This is a genomic window from Frankia sp. BMG5.23 (assembly GCF_000685765.2).
Classification (GTDB): Bacteria; Actinomycetota; Actinomycetes; order Frankiales; family Frankiaceae; genus Frankia; species Frankia casuarinae.
In genome coordinates, this window is sequence record NZ_JDWE01000040.1 from 21,688 (window position 1) to 41,306 (window position 19,619).

Genomic DNA, 19,619 nt, shown 5'->3' on the forward strand with positions numbered 1-19,619 from the left:
TAGATCCGGGTAGACGATGCCGCGCGAAGAGGAGAAGCGATGAGCGTGCGCCGGGTGGTGATCGCGGGGGCGGGCAAGGTCGGCCGGTCCATCGCCGCCGAACTGCTGGAGAACGGCTCCGAGGTGCTCATCATCGAGCGGGATCCGCAGAAGATCCGGACCGACGCGCTACCGGAGGCCCGGTGGCTGCTCGCGGACGCCTGCGAGCTGTCCCAACTCGACGCGGCCGGGCTGAATGAGTACACCGTCCTGGTGGCCGCCACCGGGGACGACAAGGTGAACCTCGTCGTCTCGTTGCTCGCGAAGACCGAGTTCGGCGTGCCCCGGGTAGTGGCGCGGGTCAACCATCCCAAGAACGAGTGGCTGTTCACCGAGTCGTGGGGGGTGGACGTGGCGGTGTCCGCGCCGCGCCTAATCACGGCTCTGGTCGAGGAGGCCGTCAGCGTCGGCGACCTCGTCCAGCTGATGCGGTTCCGGCAGAGCGATGCATCCCTCGTCGAGCTGACGCTGGCCGAGAACGCGCCGGTGATCGGCCAGCGGCTCAGCGAGATCACCCTGCCGGCGGACAGCGCCTTGGTGGTGATCCTGCGTGACGGACGGGCGGTCGTTCCCTCGCCCGACGCCACGTTGGAAGACGGCGACGAGATTCTCGCGGTCACGACAAATGCCGAGGCCGAGGAGAAGCTCGCTGTGCTGCTCGGTCAGGCGCCGGCAGGCGCGGGCGCGCCGGGCTGACGCGCGACAGGCTGGCGATGCGGAGGCGGTCAGCCGGCAGGCCGCCGCTCGCCGCGCGGGGCGTCCTCGGCCAGCACCTCGCCGGCCACGACCGTCGAGTCGGTGGCGGCGGGGGGCAGCGGTGCGATCCGGCGGACGATGGCGAAGCTGGCCAACACCGCGACACCGAACAGCGGAAGTCCCAGGGCGATGTTGGCCGCGGCCAGCCAGCCGGGCTGGTCGGCGAGGTAGAGCACCCCCTGCACGACGAACCGCACACCGAACACAGCGATCCAGACCACCGTCGCCCACACCGCGGCCCGCCGCTGGCAGGGTACCCGCTGCCAGCTCGCATAGCGGCTGTCCAGACCGGCCATGAGATACCCCGCCACCGGCCGGCGCAGGACGATCGACAGCAGGGCCACCACCCCCCAGAGCGCGTTCTTCGCGATGCTGGGCAGGAAGAACCCCTTCGCATTCCCGGTACGAGAGGCCACGAATGCGGCGACCGCCACGGCGAACAACCCCGAGAAGGTCTGCTGGGTCGGCTCACGGCGCACGATGCGCAGCGCCAGCAGAGCGGCCGCCGTGGCAATGGCGACCGCGATGCCGGCGGTCAGTCCGGCCTCGGCGTTCACCGTCACGAACGCCACGGTGGGCACGGAGCTGTCGATGATCCCCCGTGGGCCGCCGATGGCCTCGGACATCGTCATCGGCGGCGTGTCGGGAGATGGCGTACGTGGCATGTCTGGTTGGGATCCCGTCGGGTTGGGCGGACCCGCCGACCTAGGCGCTCGCCGACGGAACGGGGAGTAGTTCGTAACGCGGGTTGAAGATGATCGGACGGTTCTCCTGCACGGTAACGCGCCCGGAGGCCTTGACCGACGCGCCAGCCCGCAGGCCCGGGATGTCCCGGCGGCCGAGGAAGACCAACGTGACGGTGCCGCTACCGTCGTAGATGTCGACCTCCAGGGCCGGTGCACCCGACCGCGCACGTACCGTCACGGCCTGGATGGTACCCGCGACGCAGATCTCGTCCCGGTCACGACAGCCGCTCATCGGGGCGGCACCCGCCGCCGCCGAGGCCGCCTGGAGGTCCTCGGCGTCGAGCTCGCTCGTCCCTGCTGTCAGTCTGTGGAGCTTGCGCCCCAACCAGCCGCGTGACTCGCCCACGGCTCCTCCGATCCGGCTCGCCGGCGACTCGGCGCAAGCAACTGCGGCTCGAGCACGTCCAGCACGTTCAACACGTCTCATGCAACGCATGACCGGTACTCAATGTGCCCGCCCCGCATGGCGCCTTCGGCGCAATGCGGGGACCCCGGGCACAGGGCGGTCAGCGGATCTCGGCTATACGCGCACCGCGCACGGGCATCTCGGGCCGTCCGCTGGTCGCCGAGGCGACCGGTCCGCCGGAACCATCGGGGTGATCGGGGTGATCGGTGATCTCTTTAGGCAGCCTCAGGGGCAACGGATCCCGCACCGGCATCGCGCCGTCACCACGAGAAATGATCAGATTGCGCAACGCGGCGTCCAGGAGGGGGCCGGCCGCCGGATCCTGTCCGGCCGCGCCAGTCACCACCGCCCGCAGAAACCAGCGCGGACCGTCCACACCGATCATCCGGCCCGGCACGGTCTCGCCCGGCCGCCCGGTCGGCAAGCTCATCCGCAGTTCGGGGCCGTAGCGACCGTCCGCCTCCGACCCACCGCCCCCCTGAATGGTCTCCAGGATCTCGGCCCGCACCTCGTCCCACAGGCCCCGGCTCTTCGGCGCCGCGAAGACGGAGAGCTCCATCGCGCTGCGCCCGTCGGTCACCAGCACCGTCAGCGGCTTGCCGGTCGACTCCTCGACCTGGAACTGCACCTGCATGCCGTCGAGCGCCGGAATCCGCAACGACCCGAGATCGAGGCGATGCACGTCGTCATCGGGTGCCTGCGCGATGTCGTAGGGACCATCGGGCTCCGACGAGCCCCGCGAGGTGACCTTCTCGGGGACGTCCATCTCGGAGGCCCCGCGACGGTCGAACTCCCTACGTCCTCGTCCGAACACCGGTGGTCTCCTTTCCTGCCCCCCCGGCGGACCCGAAACCCCCCGTGGAGCCGAACCCGCCGCTTCCGCGCACCGAGGCCGGCAGCTCATCGACCTCCCGGAACACGGCGTGCTCCACGCGCTGCACGACCAGCTGGGCGATCCGGTCGCCCCGATGCAGGATGATCGTGTCAGATCGGTCGGTATTGATCAGAACGACTTTGATTTCTCCACGGTAACCGGCGTCCACCGTTCCCGGGGCGTTGACCACGGACAGGCCGTGCCGCGCGGCCAGGCCACTGCGCGGATGGACGAACGCCGCGTACCCGGCCGGCAGGGCGATGCTCAGACCGGTTCCGACCGTCGCCCGCTCCCCCGGGCCGAGCGTCACGTCCTGGGCCGTCACCAGGTCCGCCCCCGCGTCCGACGGCTGGGCGTACGCCGGCAGCGCCAGCTCGCGGTCCGACCGGCGGACGAGGATCTCCACCCGACCCGGTACGGCGGGCGCGGGCTGCACGGCGAGTGGCACCGCGGACGCGGGAGGCGGGGCGGTGGGCGGGGCGGTGGGCGTCGTCGGATCGGTGGCGGTCATGGCTCTCCTGGTCGAGGGTGCCCGGTCCGGGCGTGACCCCCACGCTAGGCCATGGCCCTCGTCCCGCCATCGGCCTGCCGGTCCGACGGGCCGCAGCAAGCCCCGGACTCCGGCGGGCGTATCCCGGCGTGATCGGATAGCAGATGATCCGAGAGGCCAAGACGATCCGAGGGGCCAAGCAGGCCGGTCGGGGTAAGCAGGGGGCGGGCGGACCGACATGGTCCTCGCCGAGGAACGAGAGGTGTGGGGTGGCGAAAGCAGCGTCAAAGCTGGGATGGAAGATCGTCGGCGGAGGGGCGACCGCGCTCGCGGGCATGGCCGCGAGCCGAGTCGTGAACGCCCTGTACCGCAAGGTACGCAAGTCCGACCCGCCGGCCAACCCGGCGGACCCGGACACCGCCTGGACGGAGGCCGTCGCCTGGGCGGCGATCTCGGGTCTCGCGATCGGGATCGGCCGGTTGGCGGCCGAGCGCGCGGCCGCGCGCGGATGGGCCCGGGCGACGGGTTCACCGCCGCCCGGCATGCTCCACCCGAAGACCTCCTTCTCCGAGGAGCGGACGGCATCCGAGGACTGAACGCGTGACCGACGAGCACCGACCACGAGCCGCTCTCCGGGGTACCCGGCTGCTCCTTTCCAGGCACGATGGGATCAACCGGTGCGCCGTCCGGATCGGCGGCGTCGCGATCAGCGGGAGGCTCGGATGGCCGTGTACGCCCTGGGGGACGCCGTCCCCACCATCGATCCCACGGCCTACGTCCATCCGGACGCGACGGTCATCGGCACGGTGACGATCGGGCCCGAGTCCACGGTGTGGCCGGGCGCGGTGCTGCGTGGCGACTACGGGACGATCGAGATCGGTGCCCGCACGTCCATCCAGGACGGCACGGTGATCCACGCCACCGAGGAGCTCACCACGGTAGTGGGCGACGACTGCACCGTCGGGCATCTGGCTCACCTGGAGGGTTGTGTCGTCGAGGACGGCGCCCTGGTCGGTTCCGGTTCGGTGGTACTCCACCGGGTCCGGATCGGCCGGGGCGCGCTGGTCGGCGCGGGCGCGGTCGTCGTGGGCGGCACGGTCGTGCCGCCGGGCGCGAGGGCGCTCGGCGTGCCGGCGAAGATCCTGCCGGACTCCGTCGCCCCGGGTGCCCTCGCCGCCGGGGCCGCGATCTACGTGGCGAACGGCAAGCACTACCGCGAGCAGCTACGCCGGATCGACTGACCGGTCGACCGCCGGGCCACCCACGCCTCGCCCAGCCCTCCCGGCGGGTCCGCCGACGGCCCGACGGCCGGTGCGCCCGAGGTCTCACCGTTGGGTCCCCACCCAGGTGAGCGGATGTCTCAGAGAGTGTCACAGCCGACGCCGCGCCACGTAACGGCGCGTTCCTACCGTCGTGGCATCACCCGCACCTCGGAGGATCATCTATGAGCGCCACGCTGGAAGGCGTCCCGACTACCGGCACCGTGACCGGTCCGTCCCGACGCGGCCACTGGATCGACGACTGGCGGCCCGAGGACCGCACCTTCTGGAACAACGGCGGTTCCCGCATCGCCCGCCGAAACCTGATCTTCTCGATCCTGGCCGAGCACATCGGGTTCTCGATCTGGTCGCTGTGGGCGGTGACGGTCCTGTTCCTCGGACCGGCCTACCACATCGACCCGGCCGGCAAGTTCCTGTTGACCTCGCTGCCCGCGCTCGTCGGCAGTGCGCTGCGGATCCCCTACACCTTCGCCGTCGCCCGGTTCGGGGGGCGTAACTGGACCATCTTCAGCGCGGCGTTGCTCCTCGTGCCGACGATCCTCGCGGCCGTCGTTCTCTCCCCCGGCGTCTCCTACCCCACCCTGCTGATCGTCGCCGCGGTCGCGGGGGTCGGAGGCGGTAACTTCGCCTCCTCGATGACCAACATCAACGCCTACTACCCGGAGCGGCTGAAGGGCTGGGCCCTGGGGCTGAACGCCGGCGGCGGAAACCTGGGGGTGGCCGCGATCCAGCTTGTCGGCCTGCTCGTCCTCGCCACCGCCGGCAAGGACCACCCCCGGGTCGTCCTTGCCGTCTACATCCCGCTGATCGTCCTGGTGACGCTCGGCGCGGCGCTGTTCATGGACAACCTGTCGAGCGCGAAGAACGACCGGGGGGCGATGCGCGACGTCGCCCGTGACGGTCACACCTGGGTGATGTCGCTGCTCTACATCGGCACGTTCGGGTCGTTCATCGGGTTCGGCTTCGCGTTCGGCCAGGTGCTCCAGGTGCAGTTCCACGACCAGTTCAGCACCCCGATCAAGGCCGCCTACCTGACCTTCCTCGGTCCGCTGCTCGGCTCGCTGATCCGCCCGGCCGGCGGCATCCTGGCGGACCGCGTCGGCGGAGCGAAGGTCACCTTCGTCAACTTCGTGGCGATGGCGGCCGCGGCCGCGATCGTGCTCGTCGCCTCGCTGACGGAGTCGCTTCCTCTGTTCCTGGTCGGGTTCATCGCGCTGTTCGTCTTCAGTGGCGTCGGGAACGGGTCGACGTACAAGATGATCCCGGCGATCTTCCGGGCGAAGGCCCAGGCCAGCATCGACGCCGGTGGCGACCCGGTCGCGGCGCAGCACTCGGCCCGGCGGCTGTCCGGAGCCCTCATCGGCCTGGCCGGCGCGATCGGCGCGTTCGGCGGGGTGCTGGTGAACCTGGCCTTCCGGCAGTCGTTCCTGAGCTACCGGACCGGCAACGCGGCGTACATCTCCTTCATCGCCTTCTACGCGCTGTGCTTCGTGGTGACCTGGTTCGTGTATCTGCGGCCCTCGGCCAGGCGTCTTGCCGGCATCTGATCCCGGCTGTGCCCGGTGTTCAGGCCAGTTCGACGGCGACGGCGATCTCGCCGCCGGTCGGGCTCAGCGTGAGCTCCCGGATGCTGCCGGCGCTGCGCAGGTCCGCGGCCACCGACTCGACGAGGGCGACGAGGTCGGCCTCGCCGCTGATCCGGACGCTCGCGACCTCGGCCTTCTGCGACACCTTCGCCTCGGACTTGGCCCGGCGGACACCGGACAGCGCCGCCCCGACGGCACCGAGGAGCTCCACGCGGGCGCCCTCGGCGAGCTTGCGGATCTCGGCGGCGTCCGGCCAGCTCGCCCGGTGCACCGAACCGGGACGCCACCAGGACCAGACCTCCTCGGTGACGAACGGCAGGACCGGGGCGAACAGCCGGAGCAGCGCTGACAGGGCCACCGAGAGCGTGGTGTGCGCGGAGGCCGCGCCCGCCGCCCCGGAGGAGCCGTACGCCCGGCCCTTCACAAGCTCGACGTAGTCGTCACAGAACCGCCAGAAGAACGACTCGGTGACCTCGAGGGCCCGGGCGTAGTCGTAGCCGTCGAAGGCCGCGGTGGCGGCGTCGACCACGTCGGCCAAGGCGGCCAGCAGGGCACGGTCCAGCGGTTCACTGGCCGGGGCGGGGGCCGCCCCGGCGTCGGAGACCTCGGCGTCGGAGACCCCGGCGTCGGGGGTCACGGCAAGACCGAGCGCGAACCGGCTGGCGTTGAGGATCTTGATGGCGAGCCGGCGGCCGTTCTTCATCTGGCCGACATCGAAGGCGGTGTCGGTACCCGGCCGCCCGGACGCCGCCCAATAACGGACCGCGTCCGACCCATGCTCCTCGAGCAGGCCCATCGGGGTCACCACGTTGCCCTTGGACTTCGACATCTTCTTACGGTCCGGGTCGAGGATCCAACCGGAGATCGCCGCGTTCGACCAGGGCAGCACGTCGAACTCGGCGTGGGTGCGCACCACCGTCGAGAACAACCAGGTCCGGATGATCTCGTGCGCCTGCGGACGCAGGTCCATCGGGAAGACCCGGGAGAACAGATCGGTATCGTGCTCCCAGCCGCTGGCGATCAGTGGGGTGAGCGAAGACGTCGCCCAGGTGTCCATCACGTCGGGGTCGGCGGCAAACCCGCCGGGCACGCCCCGCTGCTCGGCGGCGTACCCGGGCGGGACGTCGCTGGACGGGTCGACCGGCAGCGAGGCCTCGTCGGGCACGATCGGCGCGTCATACCGCGGCGCACCGGCGGCGTCCAGCGGGTACCACACCGGGAACGGCACGCCGAAGAACCGCTGCCGGCTGATCAGCCAGTCGCCGTTGAGGCCGTCGACCCAGTTCTCGTAGCGGACCTTCATGTAGTCCGGGTACCAGCGCAGCTCCTGGCCGCGTCCACGCAGCGCGGCCCGCAGCGGCTCGTCCCGCCCGCCGTTGCGGAGGTACCACTGGCGGGTCGTCACGATCTCCAGCGGCCGGTCGCCCTTCTCGTAGAACTTGACCGGATGGGTGATCGGCCGCGGATCGCCGAGCAGCGCGCCGGACCCGGCGAGCAGTTCGACGATCCGCGCCCGGGCGCTGTGCACGGTCTTTCCGGCGAGCTCGGCGTACCGCTCCCGGCCGGCCGCGGAGGTGACGGCGCCCGGTGGGTCCGGGATGAACCGGCCGTCACGGCCGATCACCGCACGCGCCGGCAGCCGCAGCTCGCGCCACCACGTCACGTCGGTGAGGTCGCCGAAGGTGCAGATCATCGCGATGCCGGATCCCTTTTCGGGGTCGGCCAACCGGTGCGCGACCACCGGGACCTCAACGTCGAACAGCGGGGTCCGCACCGTGGCGCCGAACAACGACTGGTAACGCGGGTCGTCCGGATGGGCGACCAGGGCGACGCAGGCGGGCAGCAGCTCGGGACGGGTCGTCTCGATGACAATCGGGTCCGCCAGATCCCCGGAGCCCGCCAGATCCCCGGAGCCCGCCGGGTCCAGCCCGCTGCTCGGGGCGGAGACGCCCGACCGGGGGAAGGCCAGGCTGTGGTACGCGCCGGGGCGGTCCCGGTCCTCCAGCTCGGCCTGGGCCACCGCGGTACGGAAGGTGACGTCCCACAGCGTCGGGGCCTCGGCAAGATAGGCCTCCCCCCGAGCGAGGTTGCGCAGAAAGGCCCGCTGCGCAACGGTCCGCGACCGGGCGTCGATCGTCGCGTAGGTGTACGACCAGTCGACGGAGAGCCCCAGCCTGCGCCAGAGCTGCTCGAAGCCCTTCTCGTCCTCCAGGGTCAGCCGCTCGCAGAGCTCGACGAAGTTGCGTCGCGAGATCGGGACCTGCTCCTTGCCGGGCTTGTCCGGCGGAGTGAAACCCGGGTCGTAGGGCAGCGACGGCTCGCAGCGGACAGCGAAGTAGTTCTGGACCCGGCGCTCGGTCGGCAGCCCGTTGTCGTCGAAGCCCATCGGGTAGAAGACCTCGCGACCCCGCATCCGCTGGTAGCGGGCGATCAGGTCGGTGTGGGTGTACGAGAAGACGTGCCCCACGTGCAGGGAACCGCTGACGGTCGGCGGCGGGGTGTCGATGGAGTAGACCTGCCCGCGGTCGACCGTCCGGTCGAACGCGTAGGTGCCCTCGTCCTGCCATACCGTCGACCAGCGCGCCTCGATGCCGTCCAGGCTCGGCTTCGCCGGGACCGCGCGGGTGGACCGTTCCGTACCGTCTGTCGCAACCACAAGTAACGATCCTACGGGCGCCTCGATCGTGGTCATCGACCGCCGAGGTCCCCCGGTCGGCGGACCGGCGAGGTTCCGGCCCGGGCAGGCGCCCCTGGGCCGGAGCCGGAGCCGGAACGGAACGGAAACGGGAAGCGGAAGAGGTCGACGGACGTGACACCTCTCACGTTCCATGGGGAGTACACGACCGGCCGTCTTGGCAGGATGAACCGTTGAACGGACCGTACTCCCGTGCCGATCCCCACTTCGTGCCGATCCCTGGAGCGCCGGACGATGAGCGACCTGCCAGACCCGGACGAACTGCTCGCCATTGCGCTGACGATCGCCCGTGCGGCGGGTGACCTGCTCGCGCGGGGCCGGGAGGGCACCGTGGCCGCGGAGACGACGAAGTCGTCTCCCACCGACGTCGTGACCGCTCTCGACCGCGCCTCCGAGGCGCTCGTCGCCCGGCGGCTCGCCGAACTGCGCCCCGGCGACGGACTGCTCGGCGAGGAGGGTTCGGACTCCGCCGGCACGACCGGGGTGCGCTGGATCGTCGACCCGCTCGACGGGACGGTGAACTTCCTCTACCGGCTGCCCAACTGGGCGGTCTCGATCGCCGCCGAGGTCGACGGGGAGGTCGTCGCCGGGGTTGTGCACGCCCCGGCGCTGGGCGCGACCTACACCGCCACGCGGGGCGGCGGATCGTACCGGGACGGGGAACCGCTGACCGGCTCCACGGTGACGACGCTGGCCGGCGCCCTCGTCGCAACGGGTTTCGGCTACACGGCGTCCCGCCGGGCCGCGCAGGCCGCTGTCGCCAGCCGGGTGGTGCCCCGGGTGCGCGACCTCCGTCGGATGGGTGCGGCCTCGCTGGACCTGTGCGCGGCGGCCGGCGGCCTCGTCGACGCCTACTACGAGCGTGGGCTGAAGCCCTGGGACCAGGCCGCCGGCGGCCTGGTGGCGGTGGAGGCCGGGCTGCGGGTCGGTGGGCTGCACGGCCGCCCGGCGGGCGAAGATCTCACCGTCGCCGCCCCGCCGGCCCTGTTCCCGGCGCTGACCGCCCTGCTCGCCGAGGATCCCCCCGCCGACCGCGACTGAGGTCCCCGACCGGGCGAGCCCACCACCGGCCCCGCTCACGGCCAGGGCACGACGTCGTCGATTCCGGCTGCGACGAGCGCCCGACTGAGACCGCCGCGGGAGCGGATCCCGAGGTACCACTGTCGACGGCGTAGACCGACTTGACGGTGGCGTCCCACTGTCCGGGCATGACGGTGTTCCTCCCCAACTGATACCGCTGACGGCGTGTCGCTTCTCAGTCCGGGAAACGGGAACGGGGGCGCGCGGCATGCGGACCGGCGGGCGGGGCCGGCAGGGAGCGAACCCGCCGGCCCCGGATCATCGGTCGTGGGCTACAGCAACGAGCGCAGGACGTACAGCAGGATCCCGCCGTGGCGGTAGTACTCCGCCTCGCCGGGGGTGTCGATCCGCACGACCGCCTCGAAGGTCTTGTCGCCGGCACGTACCGTGATGGGCGGGGTCCTCTCGTCCACCTCGGCGAGGCCCGTGATGGTGAACGTCTCCTCCCCGGTCAGGCCGAGCGACTCCACCGACTCGCCGGCGGGGAACTGCAGCGGCAGCACGCCCATACCGATCAGATTCGACCGGTGGATGCGCTCGTAGGACTCGGCGATGACCGCCCGCACGCCGAGCAGCGAGGTACCCTTCGCCGCCCAGTCCCGGGAGGAACCCGAGCCGTACTCCTTACCAGCCAGGATCACCAGCGGCACACCCTCGGCGGCGTATTTCTGCGCGGCGTCGTAGATGGCCAGCTGCTCGCCGTCTGGCAGGTGCCGGGTGACGCCGCCCTCGGTGCCCGGCGCCAGCCGGTTGCGCAACCGGATGTTGGCGAACGTGCCGCGGATCATCACCTCGTGGTTGCCGCGCCGCGACCCGTAGGAGTTGAAGTCGGCGGGCGCGACCCCGTGCTCGGTGAGGTAGCGGCCGGCAGGCGAGTCCTTCTTGATCGAACCAGCCGGGGAGATGTGGTCGGTGGTGACCGAGTCGCCGAGCACCGCCAGCACCCGGGCGTCGATGATGTCGGTCCGGGCCTCCGGCTTCGCCGCCATCCCCTCGAAGTACGGAGGGTGCCGGACGTAGGTGGAGTCGGGCGCCCAGGCGAACGTCCGCGACACCTCCCCGCCATCACCGAGCGGCAGCGAACGCCAGCGCTCGTCACCGGACAGGTCGGCGTAGTCGGACTCGTACATCTCGGACTGGATGGCGTCGCCGACGACCGCGGCGACCTCGGCCTCGCTCGGCCAGATGTCACGCAGGTAGACGGGCTCCCCGCCGGTGCCGGTGCCCAGCGGGTCGGTGTCGAGGTTGATGTCCATGGTGCCGGCCAGCGCGTAGGCGACCACCAGCGGCGGGGACGCCAGGTAGTTCATCTTGATGTCGGGGTTGATCCGGCCCTCGAAGTTGCGGTTGCCCGACAGCACGCTGACCACCGCCAGGTCCGCGTCGTTCACCGCGGCACTGATCTCCTCCGGCAGCGGCCCGGAGTTACCGATGCAGGTGGTGCAGCCGAACCCGACCAGGTTGAAGCCGACCTTGTCCAGGTAGGGCACGAGCCCCGCCCGCTCGTAGTAGTCCATGACCACCTTCGAGCCCGGCGCGAGGGTGGTCTTCACCCACGGCTTGCGGGTGAGCCCCTTCTCGACGGCGTTGCGGGCCAGCAGGGCAGCGCCGATCATGACCTGCGGGTTGGACGTGTTGGTGCAGGAGGTGATGGCCGCGACGGCGACGGCGCCGTGGTCGATCTCGACGCCCGTGCCGTCGGCGAGGGTGACCGCCGTCGGGTTGGACGGGCGGGCGGCGACGTCCCCGACCACGGCGTTCACCGAGATCGGGGCGTCGGAGGGCTTGTCGGCGAATGCGGCCGCCGGGTCGGAGGCCGGGAAGGACTCGGCATCCGCCTCGTCCGCGCCGCCGTTCGTGAGCACCAGGGGCTGGGCGTAGTCGACCAACGCCGCCCGGAAGGCCTGCTTCGCGCTCGCCAGCGGCACCCGGTCCTGCGGGCGCTTGGGCCCGGCAAGCGACGGCTCGACGGTGGACAGGTCCAGCTCAAGGGTGGTCGTGTAAGCGGCCTCGCGGCTCGGGTCGTGCCAGAGGCCCTGCTCCTTGGCGTACGCCTCGACCAACGCCACCAGCTCCGCGGGACGGCCGGTCAGCCTGAGGTAGTTCAGTGTCTCCGCGTCGATCGGGAAGATCGCGCAGGTGGAGCCGTACTCGGGGCTCATATTGCCGATGGTCGCCCGGTTCGCCAGCGGGACGTTCGTCACGCCGTCGCCGTAGAACTCGACGAACCGGCCGACGACGCCGTGCCGACGCAGCATCTCGGTAATGACGAGCACCATGTCGGTCGCGGTGGTGCCCGTCGGCAGCTCGCCGGTCAGCTTGAAGCCCACCACAGTGGGGATAAGCATGCTCACCGGCTGGCCGAGCATGGCGGCCTCGGCCTCGATGCCGCCGACGCCCCAGCCGAGCACGCCGAGACCGTTGATCATCGTGGTGTGGCTGTCCGTGCCCACGAGGGTGTCGGGGTAGGCCAGCGTCCCATCGGCCGTCTGCTTCGTGAAGACGACCCGGGCGAGGTGCTCCAGGTTGACCTGGTGCACGATGCCGGTGTTCGGCGGGACGACGGTGAAGTTGTCGAACGCCTCCTGACCCCAGCGCAGGAACTGGTAACGCTCCCGGTTGCGGCCGAACTCCAGCGCCGCGTTGAGCTCGAACGCGTCCGGCCGGCCGAAGTGGTCGGCGATGATCGAGTGGTCGATCACGAGCTCGGCGGGGGCCAGCGGATTGATCTTCGATGGGTCGCCGCCGAGGGCGGCCATCGCCTCCCGCATGGCGGCAAGGTCCACCACACACGGCACACCGGTGAAGTCCTGCATGATGACGCGGGCGGGCGTGAACTGGATCTCCTGGCTGGGGGCGGCCGAGGGATCCCAGTTCGCCAGCGCCCGGACGTGGTCCGCGGTGATGTTCGCGCCGTCCTCGGTACGCAGAAGGTTCTCCAACAGCACCTTGAGGCTGTAGGGGAGTCGATCGGCCCCGGGCACCGCGTCCAGCCGCCTGATCGTGTAGGTGCGATCACCCACCACGAGCGATCCGGTACTGCCGAAGGTGTCCATCGTTCTCCTCCTCGTCGCCCGCCGCCCGCCACCCGCGAGCGGCGGGGCTCGCTCCCATGGCCCCGCCCGGCTGGCCGCACCATGGTGACACCGGACCCACGGCCCCGGGTGGGCACGCATCCGGCGCCTGCCTGCCTCGGCCAGCTCCGTCCCATCCTGGCATTCCGGCGCGTCTCGCACCGCGCCCGCGACGCTGTGACCCCGCCGACCCTCCGGGTCGGCGGGAACCGCCAGGGCCTCCCGAACAAGGTCGTCACGCCCGACTCCAGCAATTACTTAACACTGCTAACAGTAGCGGAAGCTGCCGGCGGCCCCTGCCCACAACGGCGGAATGTTCGGCAATAATCACCCCACCTGCGGGTGAACTCGTTCTTTCGGTCCCCGGTGCATCCCGGCACGCTCCGGCCCGGGCCGGAGCACGCGTGCCACGACCGCGCGCCGCGCACGGCCTCGTGCAGGGCAGCGACGACGTCCTGGCTCAACGACCGGCGATCCAGCAGCTTCTCGGCCCGTGCCCGCGCGGCGAAGCCTCGGTCGCGCGCGGCGGGTGTCCGCCGGCCGGCCGCGGCGTCGGTGAGACACTCCGCCACCGCCACCGCGTCGCCGGGTGCCACCAGCCAGCCGGTCTCGTCGTCCACCAGCTCGCTGATCGCCCCGACCCGCGTCGCCACGGTCGGTACCCCGCAGGCCGACGCCACCCCGATGGCGCCGTAGTCCTCCACCCAGGAGGACACCACGTTCACATCGGCGGCGGCGTAGTACGGCCGCACGTCGCGGACACCGTGCACCCAGCGCACCGCCGCCGCGCCGGGAAGCGCCCCGGCCCAGACCCGGACCCGCTCGCGGTAACGGACCGCGGCCTCGTTGCGCCGACCGGCGACGTCCTCCCCGCCCTCGGGAGCCCCGTCAACGAGGATCAGGGTGCCGCGACCGCCCAGCTCGACGAACCGCGACCAGGCCGCCAGCAGTACCTCGTGGCCCGCCACCCCCCGGCCCGGATGGACAAGACGACCGGGCGGGTGGAAGTGCGCCACCCGCACCGCCACGAACCCGTTCTCGGGCAGATCGAGATCCGTCCGGACCCCCCGGCGCTCCCGGTCGTCCGCCGGCGTGAACCGGTCCAGATCCACGCCGTAGGACACGGTGCGCAGGCGGCGCACCGGCTGGCCGAGCGCGGCGTAGCGGCACCGGACGTCGGAGGTCGGCGCGATCAGCAGGTGATCGAGCCGACAGAGCACCCGCTCGACCGGCCGGATCAGCGGGTGGTCCAGGTGCAGAGGGTTCGCGACCATGTACACGCGGGTGATCGTGGTGCCCACGGTGGCGAGGCGGGCGGCCACCGCCGAGGCGTAGTGGTGGTAGTGGACGACGTCCGCCCCGAGCGCGGCCAGCTCCGCCCGCAGCCGGAGAATCCCACCGGCCTGACGGCGGATCGACGCTCCCCGGTGCGGCACGGGGCTCGCGACGACCTCCACGCCGCCCGCGGTCAACTCCCGGGCCAGTGGACTGTCGACGTGGTCAGGCGGGGGCATCAGGACGATGACGCGGTCCCCGCTCTCCCTTTCGGCTACGGCGTGCGCGACGGGCCACCGCGGGCCGTCCCCCGCCTCGAGCAAGGTGACTATCTTCATCGTGGGCGGTCGTCCTTCCTGGTCGTGGCCGGACGGTGGCGGTACCCGGACGGGCGGGGACGCCGGCTACCACCACACCGCCGTGATGTCGCGTTGCCAGTGCTCCATCGTGAACGGGGACCGGCGCAGCAGACGCATCGCCTCCCGGCGCTGATCAATGGTCGGGGGAACGGCGGTGAGCATCTCGGCGGTGTCGGCCCAGACCGCGTCGGAGATACGCAGCGGCAGGATCGTCACGCCGGGGAGCAGCCGGGCGATCTCGTCGACCCCGGGCAGGTCCGCGCAGAGCACGGGCGTCCCGACCGCGCAGGCCTCGAGCACGATGCCGGTCAGGCCCTCGTGGCGGGAGGTGACCAGCAGCAGCGAGGCCGCGACCAGCAGGCGTGGGATCTCAAGAACCTCGCCGATGAACTCGACGTGGTCAGCGACGCCACGTCGAGACGCCAGCGCGACCAGCCGGGCCGTCTCGGAGGCATCCTGACGACCCACGAAGAGGAGCCGGGCGTTCACAGACCGCCCCCGCAGCGCCGCGAGAATCTCCACGGCCCGGTCCCGGCTCTTCGCCGAATCCGGGCAGGCAACGTGGACGATGGTGACAAGCTCCTGATCGTCCTCGGCGAGTTCCTCCGCGCGGCGGCGGGCCGCGATGGCGACGCCGACCGGTTCCAGCTCGACGCCGTGGTAGATGACGCGGCAACGGGAGTCGAGCCGCCAGTTCTCCCGCCACAGACCCCGCATCACCGCCTCGCTCACCGCGACCAGATGGGTGGCGAACCGGTCGAGCAGCAACCGGCCGACGATCCGCCGCACCCGGCCGCCCAGGCTGTCGCCGTGCCGGTCCGGGGCATCGGCGAGGTAGGCGACGCGGCGCCGAACCCCCCCGAGCCGGGCCAGCGCGAGGACCACCCCGGAGAGGATCGTCACGTCCGCCTGCACCACCTCCGCCTGCACCACGTCCGGGCGTACCTGGCGCAGCAGCCTCAGGAAGGACCATGGAAAGCGCCAGTCGGCCCGGCAGTGGTACACCTCGCCGCCGAGCGCCCGGATCTCACCGTCGAACGCTCCTGCCGCGCCGGACGTCACCGCGAACAACAGCCGGAACTCGTCCTGGTCGAGGCGGCGGAGCAGGTTCACGGCCCCCGGATGAATGCCGGAGCGCTCCATCCGGTTCAGCACCTTCAGCACCGTTATCGGGCCCCGGCGCCGCCACCCACTCGGCCGGTGATGGAACCACGCGTCGGTGGCGACGACCCGCATGGCACCCGCCCCTCCGCCCGCACCCTCTCGATGACGATAATTTTCAGTTATCATTCAACTACATAAAGATACGAGAAGATACGGGAAGATGCGGGACGCCGCGAGGGTGGGATGGCGTCAGAAGGTGGGAGGGGGTCACAGGGGTTCCACGGCGAACGCAAGCTCGTCGTGCCGCGCGACCTGCGCCGGTATCAGCGGGTGTCCCCCGCCTGCCGCCACCGGCCGGCGGCCCCGGTCGTGCGTGGGCAGCCAGTGCCGGGTGTCGAGGACCGCACAGGCATGCCGTGCCACCTGGTCACGGTCGAAGGCGTCGTGGTCGACCAGGAGCACCACCAGATCCGCGGCCGCAAGCTCTCCCGCATCCACCTCCACCAGGGTCACCCGGGGCGGCAGCCGGGCCGCGTCGACGTGCGGGTCCGCCGCTCGCACGTGGGCACCGAGGTCGGCGAGCAGGGTGGCCACCCGCGTCGCGGGCGACTCGCGCGCATCCCCGGTGTTCTTCTTGTAGGCGAGTCCCAGCAGCAGGATGCGGCTGCCCGCGACCGACCGTCGCCGGGTGTTGAGCATCTCGGTGACCCGCCGCACCACGTGGTCAGGCATGTGGTCGTTGATGTCGTTGGCGAGCTCGACGAATCGGAAGCTGCGGCCGAGGCTGCGGCGCACCCGCCAGGACAGGTACGACGGGTCGATGGGCAGGCAGTGGCCGCCGACCCCCGGGCCGGGAGTGAACCGCAGATACCCGAACGGCTTGGTGGAGGCCGCGTCGATCGCCTCCCACACGTCGACGCCGAGTTCGTGCGCGAACATCGCCAGTTCGTTCACCAGCGCGATGTTGACATGCCGGAAGGTGTTCTCCAGCAGTTTGGTGAGTTCGGCGGTCCGGGTCGAGCCGACCGGAACCGTCCGCTCGACCACGGTGTCGTAGAAGGCGCTCACGGCCGCCAGGGAGTCCTCGTGCACCCCGGAGACGACCTTGGGGGTGTTCACCAGGTTCCACACCCGGTTACCCGGATCGATCCGCTCCGGCGAGTAGCCGAGATGGAAGTCGATACCAGGGTGCAGACCGGAACCCTCGGTGAGCAGCGGGGCGAACAGCTCCTCGGTCGTCCCCGGATAGGTCGTCGACTCCAGGATCACGGTCACGCCCGGCCGGACCAGCGGCGCGAGGCTGCGCGCCGCGCCCACGATGTAGGACAGGTCGGGAGCCCCCTCCCGCAACGGGGTAGGGACAGTGATCACCGCGACGTCGAACGCCGCGGCGCGGGCGTAGTCCGACGTCGGCTCGTACCGGCCCGACCCCAACGCTGCCACGAGCTGCCTGTCGGGGATGTCCTCGACGTAGGACCGCGCGGCGGCCAGCCGGGCGACACGGCTCTCGTCCACGTCCACCCCGACGACCCGCCAACCCACATCGACCGCCCGCATCGCGAGCGGGAGACCGACGTATCCCTGCCCGACGACCACCAGCTTCTTCGAAGTCATACACATAGTGTGTCAGATTGTTTACATAGAGAGAGGTAGGTGGCTAGCTGTGTCCTGGGTCGGCGGACGGATCGCCGGATCCGGTGCGCCCGGACGGCCCGGTTCCGGCGGGGGGGCGACCACCCGGGCCAGAATTCGCGCGATGCGGCGGGCGGCGTGGCCGTCCCACAAGGCCGGACGCCGGGGCGCAGGCGGCCGCTCCAGGGTGTCGAACGCGGCCGTGACCACCACCCTCCGGTCCCGACCCACCACCCGGTTGGTACCCTCGGTAACAGTCAATGGACGTTCCGTCGAGTCACGGAGCGTCAGGCATGGTACTCCCAGCACGGTGGACTCCTCCTGCACGCCGCCGGAATCGGTGAGCACGAGACGCGCCCCGGCCTGCAACGCCAGGGAGTCGAGATAGCCCACGGGTCCGAGCAGCCGAACCCCCGGAGGGAGCATCCCGGCCAGCCGCGCCGCCGTACGGGGATGCGCCGGGAAGACCAGCGGGCAGCGCACCGCGATCTCCCCGAGCGCCCCGAGCAGCCCGGCGAGCACGTCCGGATCGTCGACGTTGGCGGGCCGGTGCATGGTCACCAGGCCGTACCCGCCCGGGTGCAGGCCGAGCTCGGTCAGCGTCGGCCGGCCCAGCGCCTCGTCCCGGCACGCCAGGAGGGTGTCCACCATGACGTTGCCGACGAGATGGACCGCCCGGGGGGGCAGGCCCTCCCGGTACAGATGCTCCACCGCGTCCGGTGAGGTCGCGAACAGCTGGTCGCACACGTGGTCGGTGACAACACGGTTGATCTCCTCGGGCATGGACCGGTCACCGCTACGCAGTCCCGCCTCCACGTGGGCAACGGGCACGCCCGCCTTCGCCGCGACGAGCGCACAGGCCAGAGTTGAGTTGACATCGCCGACCACGACGACGATCTCCGGGGCAAGCCGGTCGAGCAACGGCTCGAACGACGTCATGACCGCGGCCGTCTGCACGGCGTGGGAGCCCGATCCGGCCGCGAGGTGATGGTCAGGGGGGCGCAGCCCGAGATCGGCGAAGAACACCTCGCTCATCGCCTCGTCATAGTGCTGTCCGGTGTGCACGAGCGTGGTCCGGAAACCCTCCGCGTCGAGGGCGTCCAGAATCGGCTTGATCTTGATGAAGTTCGGCCGCGCCCCGGCCACGACCACCGCGTGCGGCCTCGGCGCGAGCCCGGACTCGGCGAGCATCGGGACCGGTCCGGACCGGCGGCGCGCGGCCGCGAGTGGAGCCCGCGGCGCGGGCAGACCATCCACCGGTACACCGGCGACGGGCTCACCACCCGCAGGTACGCCGGTCACGAGCGGACCCCGGAACGATCCGATCCGCCGCGCGGCTGGTCGACGACGGTAGGCCCGGCGGGACGGGCCGCCCCAGCCCGCCCGGCGGGGGCCGCGAGCCCGTCGCGCGCGGCCGATTCCGTCTCGGTGGCGACGTCGGCGTCCACCATCATCGCCACCAACTCCTCGAACCCCACCCGCGGCTTCCACCCCAACACCTCCCGCGCCTTCGACGAATCCCCCACCAGCACATCCACCTCAGCCGGCCGGAAAAACCGGGGATCCTGCCGCACGAACCCCGACCAGTCCGAGATCCCCACCCGCCCGAACGCCACATCCAACAACTCCCGGATACTGTGCGTCTCCCCGGTCGCCACCACATAATCGTCCGGCGCGTCCTGCTGCAGCATCCGCCACATCGCCTCCACGTAATCCCCCGCGAAACCCCAGTCCCGCCGCGACTCCAGATTCCCCAACGACAACGAGTCCTGCAACCCCAACGAAATCCGCGCCACCGCCCGCGAGATCTTCCGGGTCACGAACTCGATCCCCCGCCGCGGCGACTCGTGATTAAACAACAACCCCGAACACGCGAACGCCCCGTACGACTCCCGATAATTCACCGTCAGATAGTGACCAAACGTCTTCGCCACCCCGTACGGCGACCGCGGATGAAACGGCGTCGACTCCCGCTGCGGCGTCTCCCGCACCTTCCCGAACATCTCCGACGACGACGCCTGATAGAACCGCACCCCCGACATGTCGTTACCACCCGCGATCCGCAANGCCTCCAGAACCCGCAGCACCCCCATCCCCGTCGTCTCCCCGGTCAGCTCCGCCTGCTTCCACGACAACCCCACGAACGAGATCGCCCCCAGGTTGTACACCTCGTCCGGCTGCGAGATCTCCACCGCCCCGATCAACGACGGAAGATCCGTCAGA

Annotated in this window: 16 protein-coding genes; 5 read left to right on the forward strand and 11 right to left on the reverse strand. The window is 71.1% G+C overall.

The window, feature by feature from the left end:
• Nucleotides 1-3 precede the first annotated feature (3 nt).
• Nucleotides 4-735 carry a TrkA family potassium uptake protein gene (locus BMG523DRAFT_RS16270; RefSeq protein ID WP_255353887.1) on the forward strand — a complete coding sequence of 244 codons (732 nt, stop codon included), beginning with the start codon at nt 4-6 and terminating at the stop codon, nt 733-735.
• A 29-nt stretch (nt 736-764) separates the two neighbouring features.
• Here BMG523DRAFT_RS16270 and BMG523DRAFT_RS16275 read toward each other — a convergent pair whose 3' ends face one another.
• The 4 genes from BMG523DRAFT_RS16275 to dut all read right to left on the reverse strand — a co-directional run bounded on the left by BMG523DRAFT_RS16275 (nt 765) and on the right by dut (nt 3,332).
• A complete protein-coding gene (locus tag BMG523DRAFT_RS16275; protein WP_043591500.1) occupies nt 765-1,460 on the reverse strand; it encodes a DUF3159 domain-containing protein in 696 nt (231 codons plus the stop codon).
• A gap of 40 nt (nt 1,461-1,500) precedes the next feature.
• A complete protein-coding gene (locus BMG523DRAFT_RS16280) occupies nt 1,501-1,887 on the reverse strand; it encodes an OB-fold nucleic acid binding domain-containing protein (RefSeq protein ID WP_011435763.1) in 387 nt (128 codons plus the stop codon).
• Nucleotides 1,888-2,047: 160 nt separating this feature from the next.
• Nucleotides 2,048-2,761, reverse strand: coding sequence for a DUF3710 domain-containing protein (locus tag BMG523DRAFT_RS16285; RefSeq protein ID WP_011435762.1), 714 nt, complete (start codon nt 2,759-2,761; stop codon nt 2,048-2,050).
• On the reverse strand, nt 2,742-3,332 hold the full coding sequence (gene dut, locus BMG523DRAFT_RS16290) for a dUTP diphosphatase (protein ID WP_011435761.1): 591 nt from the start codon (nt 3,330-3,332) through the stop codon (nt 2,742-2,744). The genes BMG523DRAFT_RS16285 and dut overlap by 20 nt, the downstream gene beginning before the upstream one ends.
• A 248-nt stretch (nt 3,333-3,580) precedes the next feature.
• Here dut and BMG523DRAFT_RS16295 point away from each other — a divergent pair, with 248 nt between their 5' ends.
• The 3 genes from BMG523DRAFT_RS16295 to BMG523DRAFT_RS16305 all read left to right on the forward strand — a co-directional run bounded on the left by BMG523DRAFT_RS16295 (nt 3,581) and on the right by BMG523DRAFT_RS16305 (nt 6,138).
• The gene (locus tag BMG523DRAFT_RS16295) at nt 3,581-3,907 is read left to right on the forward strand and encodes a DUF4235 domain-containing protein (protein ID WP_043591502.1); all 327 of its coding nucleotides are present in this window, start codon (nt 3,581-3,583) and stop codon (nt 3,905-3,907) included.
• Between the two features lie 126 nt (nt 3,908-4,033).
• On the forward strand, nt 4,034-4,552 hold the full coding sequence (locus BMG523DRAFT_RS16300) for a gamma carbonic anhydrase family protein (protein ID WP_023841686.1): 519 nt from the start codon (nt 4,034-4,036) through the stop codon (nt 4,550-4,552).
• Nucleotides 4,553-4,755: 203 nt separating this feature from the next.
• Nucleotides 4,756-6,138: a NarK/NasA family nitrate transporter gene (locus tag BMG523DRAFT_RS16305; protein ID WP_023841687.1), complete on the forward strand. Its 1,383-nt coding sequence runs from the start codon at nt 4,756-4,758 to the stop codon at nt 6,136-6,138.
• A 19-nt stretch (nt 6,139-6,157) separates the two neighbouring features.
• On the opposite strand, the gene valS is transcribed toward BMG523DRAFT_RS16305, so the two are convergent.
• Nucleotides 6,158-8,833, reverse strand: coding sequence for a valine--tRNA ligase (gene valS, locus BMG523DRAFT_RS16310; RefSeq protein WP_035941878.1), 2,676 nt, complete (start codon nt 8,831-8,833; stop codon nt 6,158-6,160).
• A gap of 273 nt (nt 8,834-9,106) precedes the next feature.
• Here valS and BMG523DRAFT_RS16315 point away from each other — a divergent pair, with 273 nt between their 5' ends.
• Nucleotides 9,107-9,913, forward strand: a complete 807-nt coding sequence (locus BMG523DRAFT_RS16315; RefSeq protein WP_011435756.1) for an inositol monophosphatase family protein — start codon at nt 9,107-9,109, stop codon at nt 9,911-9,913.
• Between the two features lie 311 nt (nt 9,914-10,224).
• Here the strand turns inward: BMG523DRAFT_RS16315 and BMG523DRAFT_RS16320 are convergent, their stop codons facing one another.
• From BMG523DRAFT_RS16320 to BMG523DRAFT_RS16345, 6 genes are all read right to left on the reverse strand, one after another.
• Nucleotides 10,225-13,008 (reverse strand): aconitate hydratase, encoded by a 2,784-nt coding sequence (locus tag BMG523DRAFT_RS16320; protein ID WP_011435755.1) that lies wholly within the window; start codon nt 13,006-13,008, stop codon nt 10,225-10,227.
• Between the two features lie 272 nt (nt 13,009-13,280).
• Complete coding sequence (locus tag BMG523DRAFT_RS16325; protein ID WP_023841689.1) at nt 13,281-14,639, reverse strand: glycosyltransferase; 1,359 nt, start codon at nt 14,637-14,639, stop codon at nt 13,281-13,283.
• 66 nt (nt 14,640-14,705) lie between these two features.
• Nucleotides 14,706-15,896 (reverse strand): glycosyltransferase, encoded by a 1,191-nt coding sequence (locus BMG523DRAFT_RS16330; protein WP_043591504.1) that lies wholly within the window; start codon nt 15,894-15,896, stop codon nt 14,706-14,708.
• A 135-nt stretch (nt 15,897-16,031) separates the two neighbouring features.
• Complete coding sequence (locus BMG523DRAFT_RS16335; protein ID WP_035958200.1) at nt 16,032-17,378, reverse strand: nucleotide sugar dehydrogenase; 1,347 nt, start codon at nt 17,376-17,378, stop codon at nt 16,032-16,034.
• Nucleotides 17,379-17,399: 21 nt separating this feature from the next.
• Nucleotides 17,400-18,587, reverse strand: coding sequence for a non-hydrolyzing UDP-N-acetylglucosamine 2-epimerase (gene wecB, locus BMG523DRAFT_RS16340; protein ID WP_011435751.1), 1,188 nt, complete (start codon nt 18,585-18,587; stop codon nt 17,400-17,402).
• Between the two features lie 107 nt (nt 18,588-18,694).
• The coding region (locus BMG523DRAFT_RS16345; protein WP_043591510.1) for a GDP-mannose 4,6-dehydratase at nt 18,695-19,619 on the reverse strand (925 nt) is incomplete at its 5' end.

What these genes read in the sequence shown, in the direction of transcription:
- BMG523DRAFT_RS16335 (WP_035958200.1), bottom strand. Translation starts at nt 17,378, where the DNA reads ATGACTTCGAAGAAGCTGGTGGTCGTCGGGCAGGGATACGTCGGTCTC.
- BMG523DRAFT_RS16325 (WP_023841689.1), bottom strand. Translation starts at nt 14,639, where the DNA reads ATGAAGATAGTCACCTTGCTCGAGGCGGGGGACGGCCCGCGGTGGCCC.
- BMG523DRAFT_RS16305 (WP_023841687.1), top strand. Translation starts at nt 4,756, where the DNA reads ATGAGCGCCACGCTGGAAGGCGTCCCGACTACCGGCACCGTGACCGGT.
- BMG523DRAFT_RS16315 (WP_011435756.1), top strand. Translation starts at nt 9,107, where the DNA reads ATGAGCGACCTGCCAGACCCGGACGAACTGCTCGCCATTGCGCTGACG.
- BMG523DRAFT_RS16300 (WP_023841686.1), top strand. Translation starts at nt 4,034, where the DNA reads ATGGCCGTGTACGCCCTGGGGGACGCCGTCCCCACCATCGATCCCACG.
- BMG523DRAFT_RS16275 (WP_043591500.1), bottom strand. Translation starts at nt 1,460, where the DNA reads ATGCCACGTACGCCATCTCCCGACACGCCGCCGATGACGATGTCCGAG.
- dut (WP_011435761.1), bottom strand. Translation starts at nt 3,332, where the DNA reads ATGACCGCCACCGATCCGACGACGCCCACCGCCCCGCCCACCGCCCCG.
- BMG523DRAFT_RS16330 (WP_043591504.1), bottom strand. Translation starts at nt 15,896, where the DNA reads ATGCGGGTCGTCGCCACCGACGCGTGGTTCCATCACCGGCCGAGTGGG.
- BMG523DRAFT_RS16320 (WP_011435755.1), bottom strand. Translation starts at nt 13,008, where the DNA reads ATGGACACCTTCGGCAGTACCGGATCGCTCGTGGTGGGTGATCGCACC.
- wecB (WP_011435751.1), bottom strand. Translation starts at nt 18,587, where the DNA reads ATGCTCGCCGAGTCCGGGCTCGCGCCGAGGCCGCACGCGGTGGTCGTG.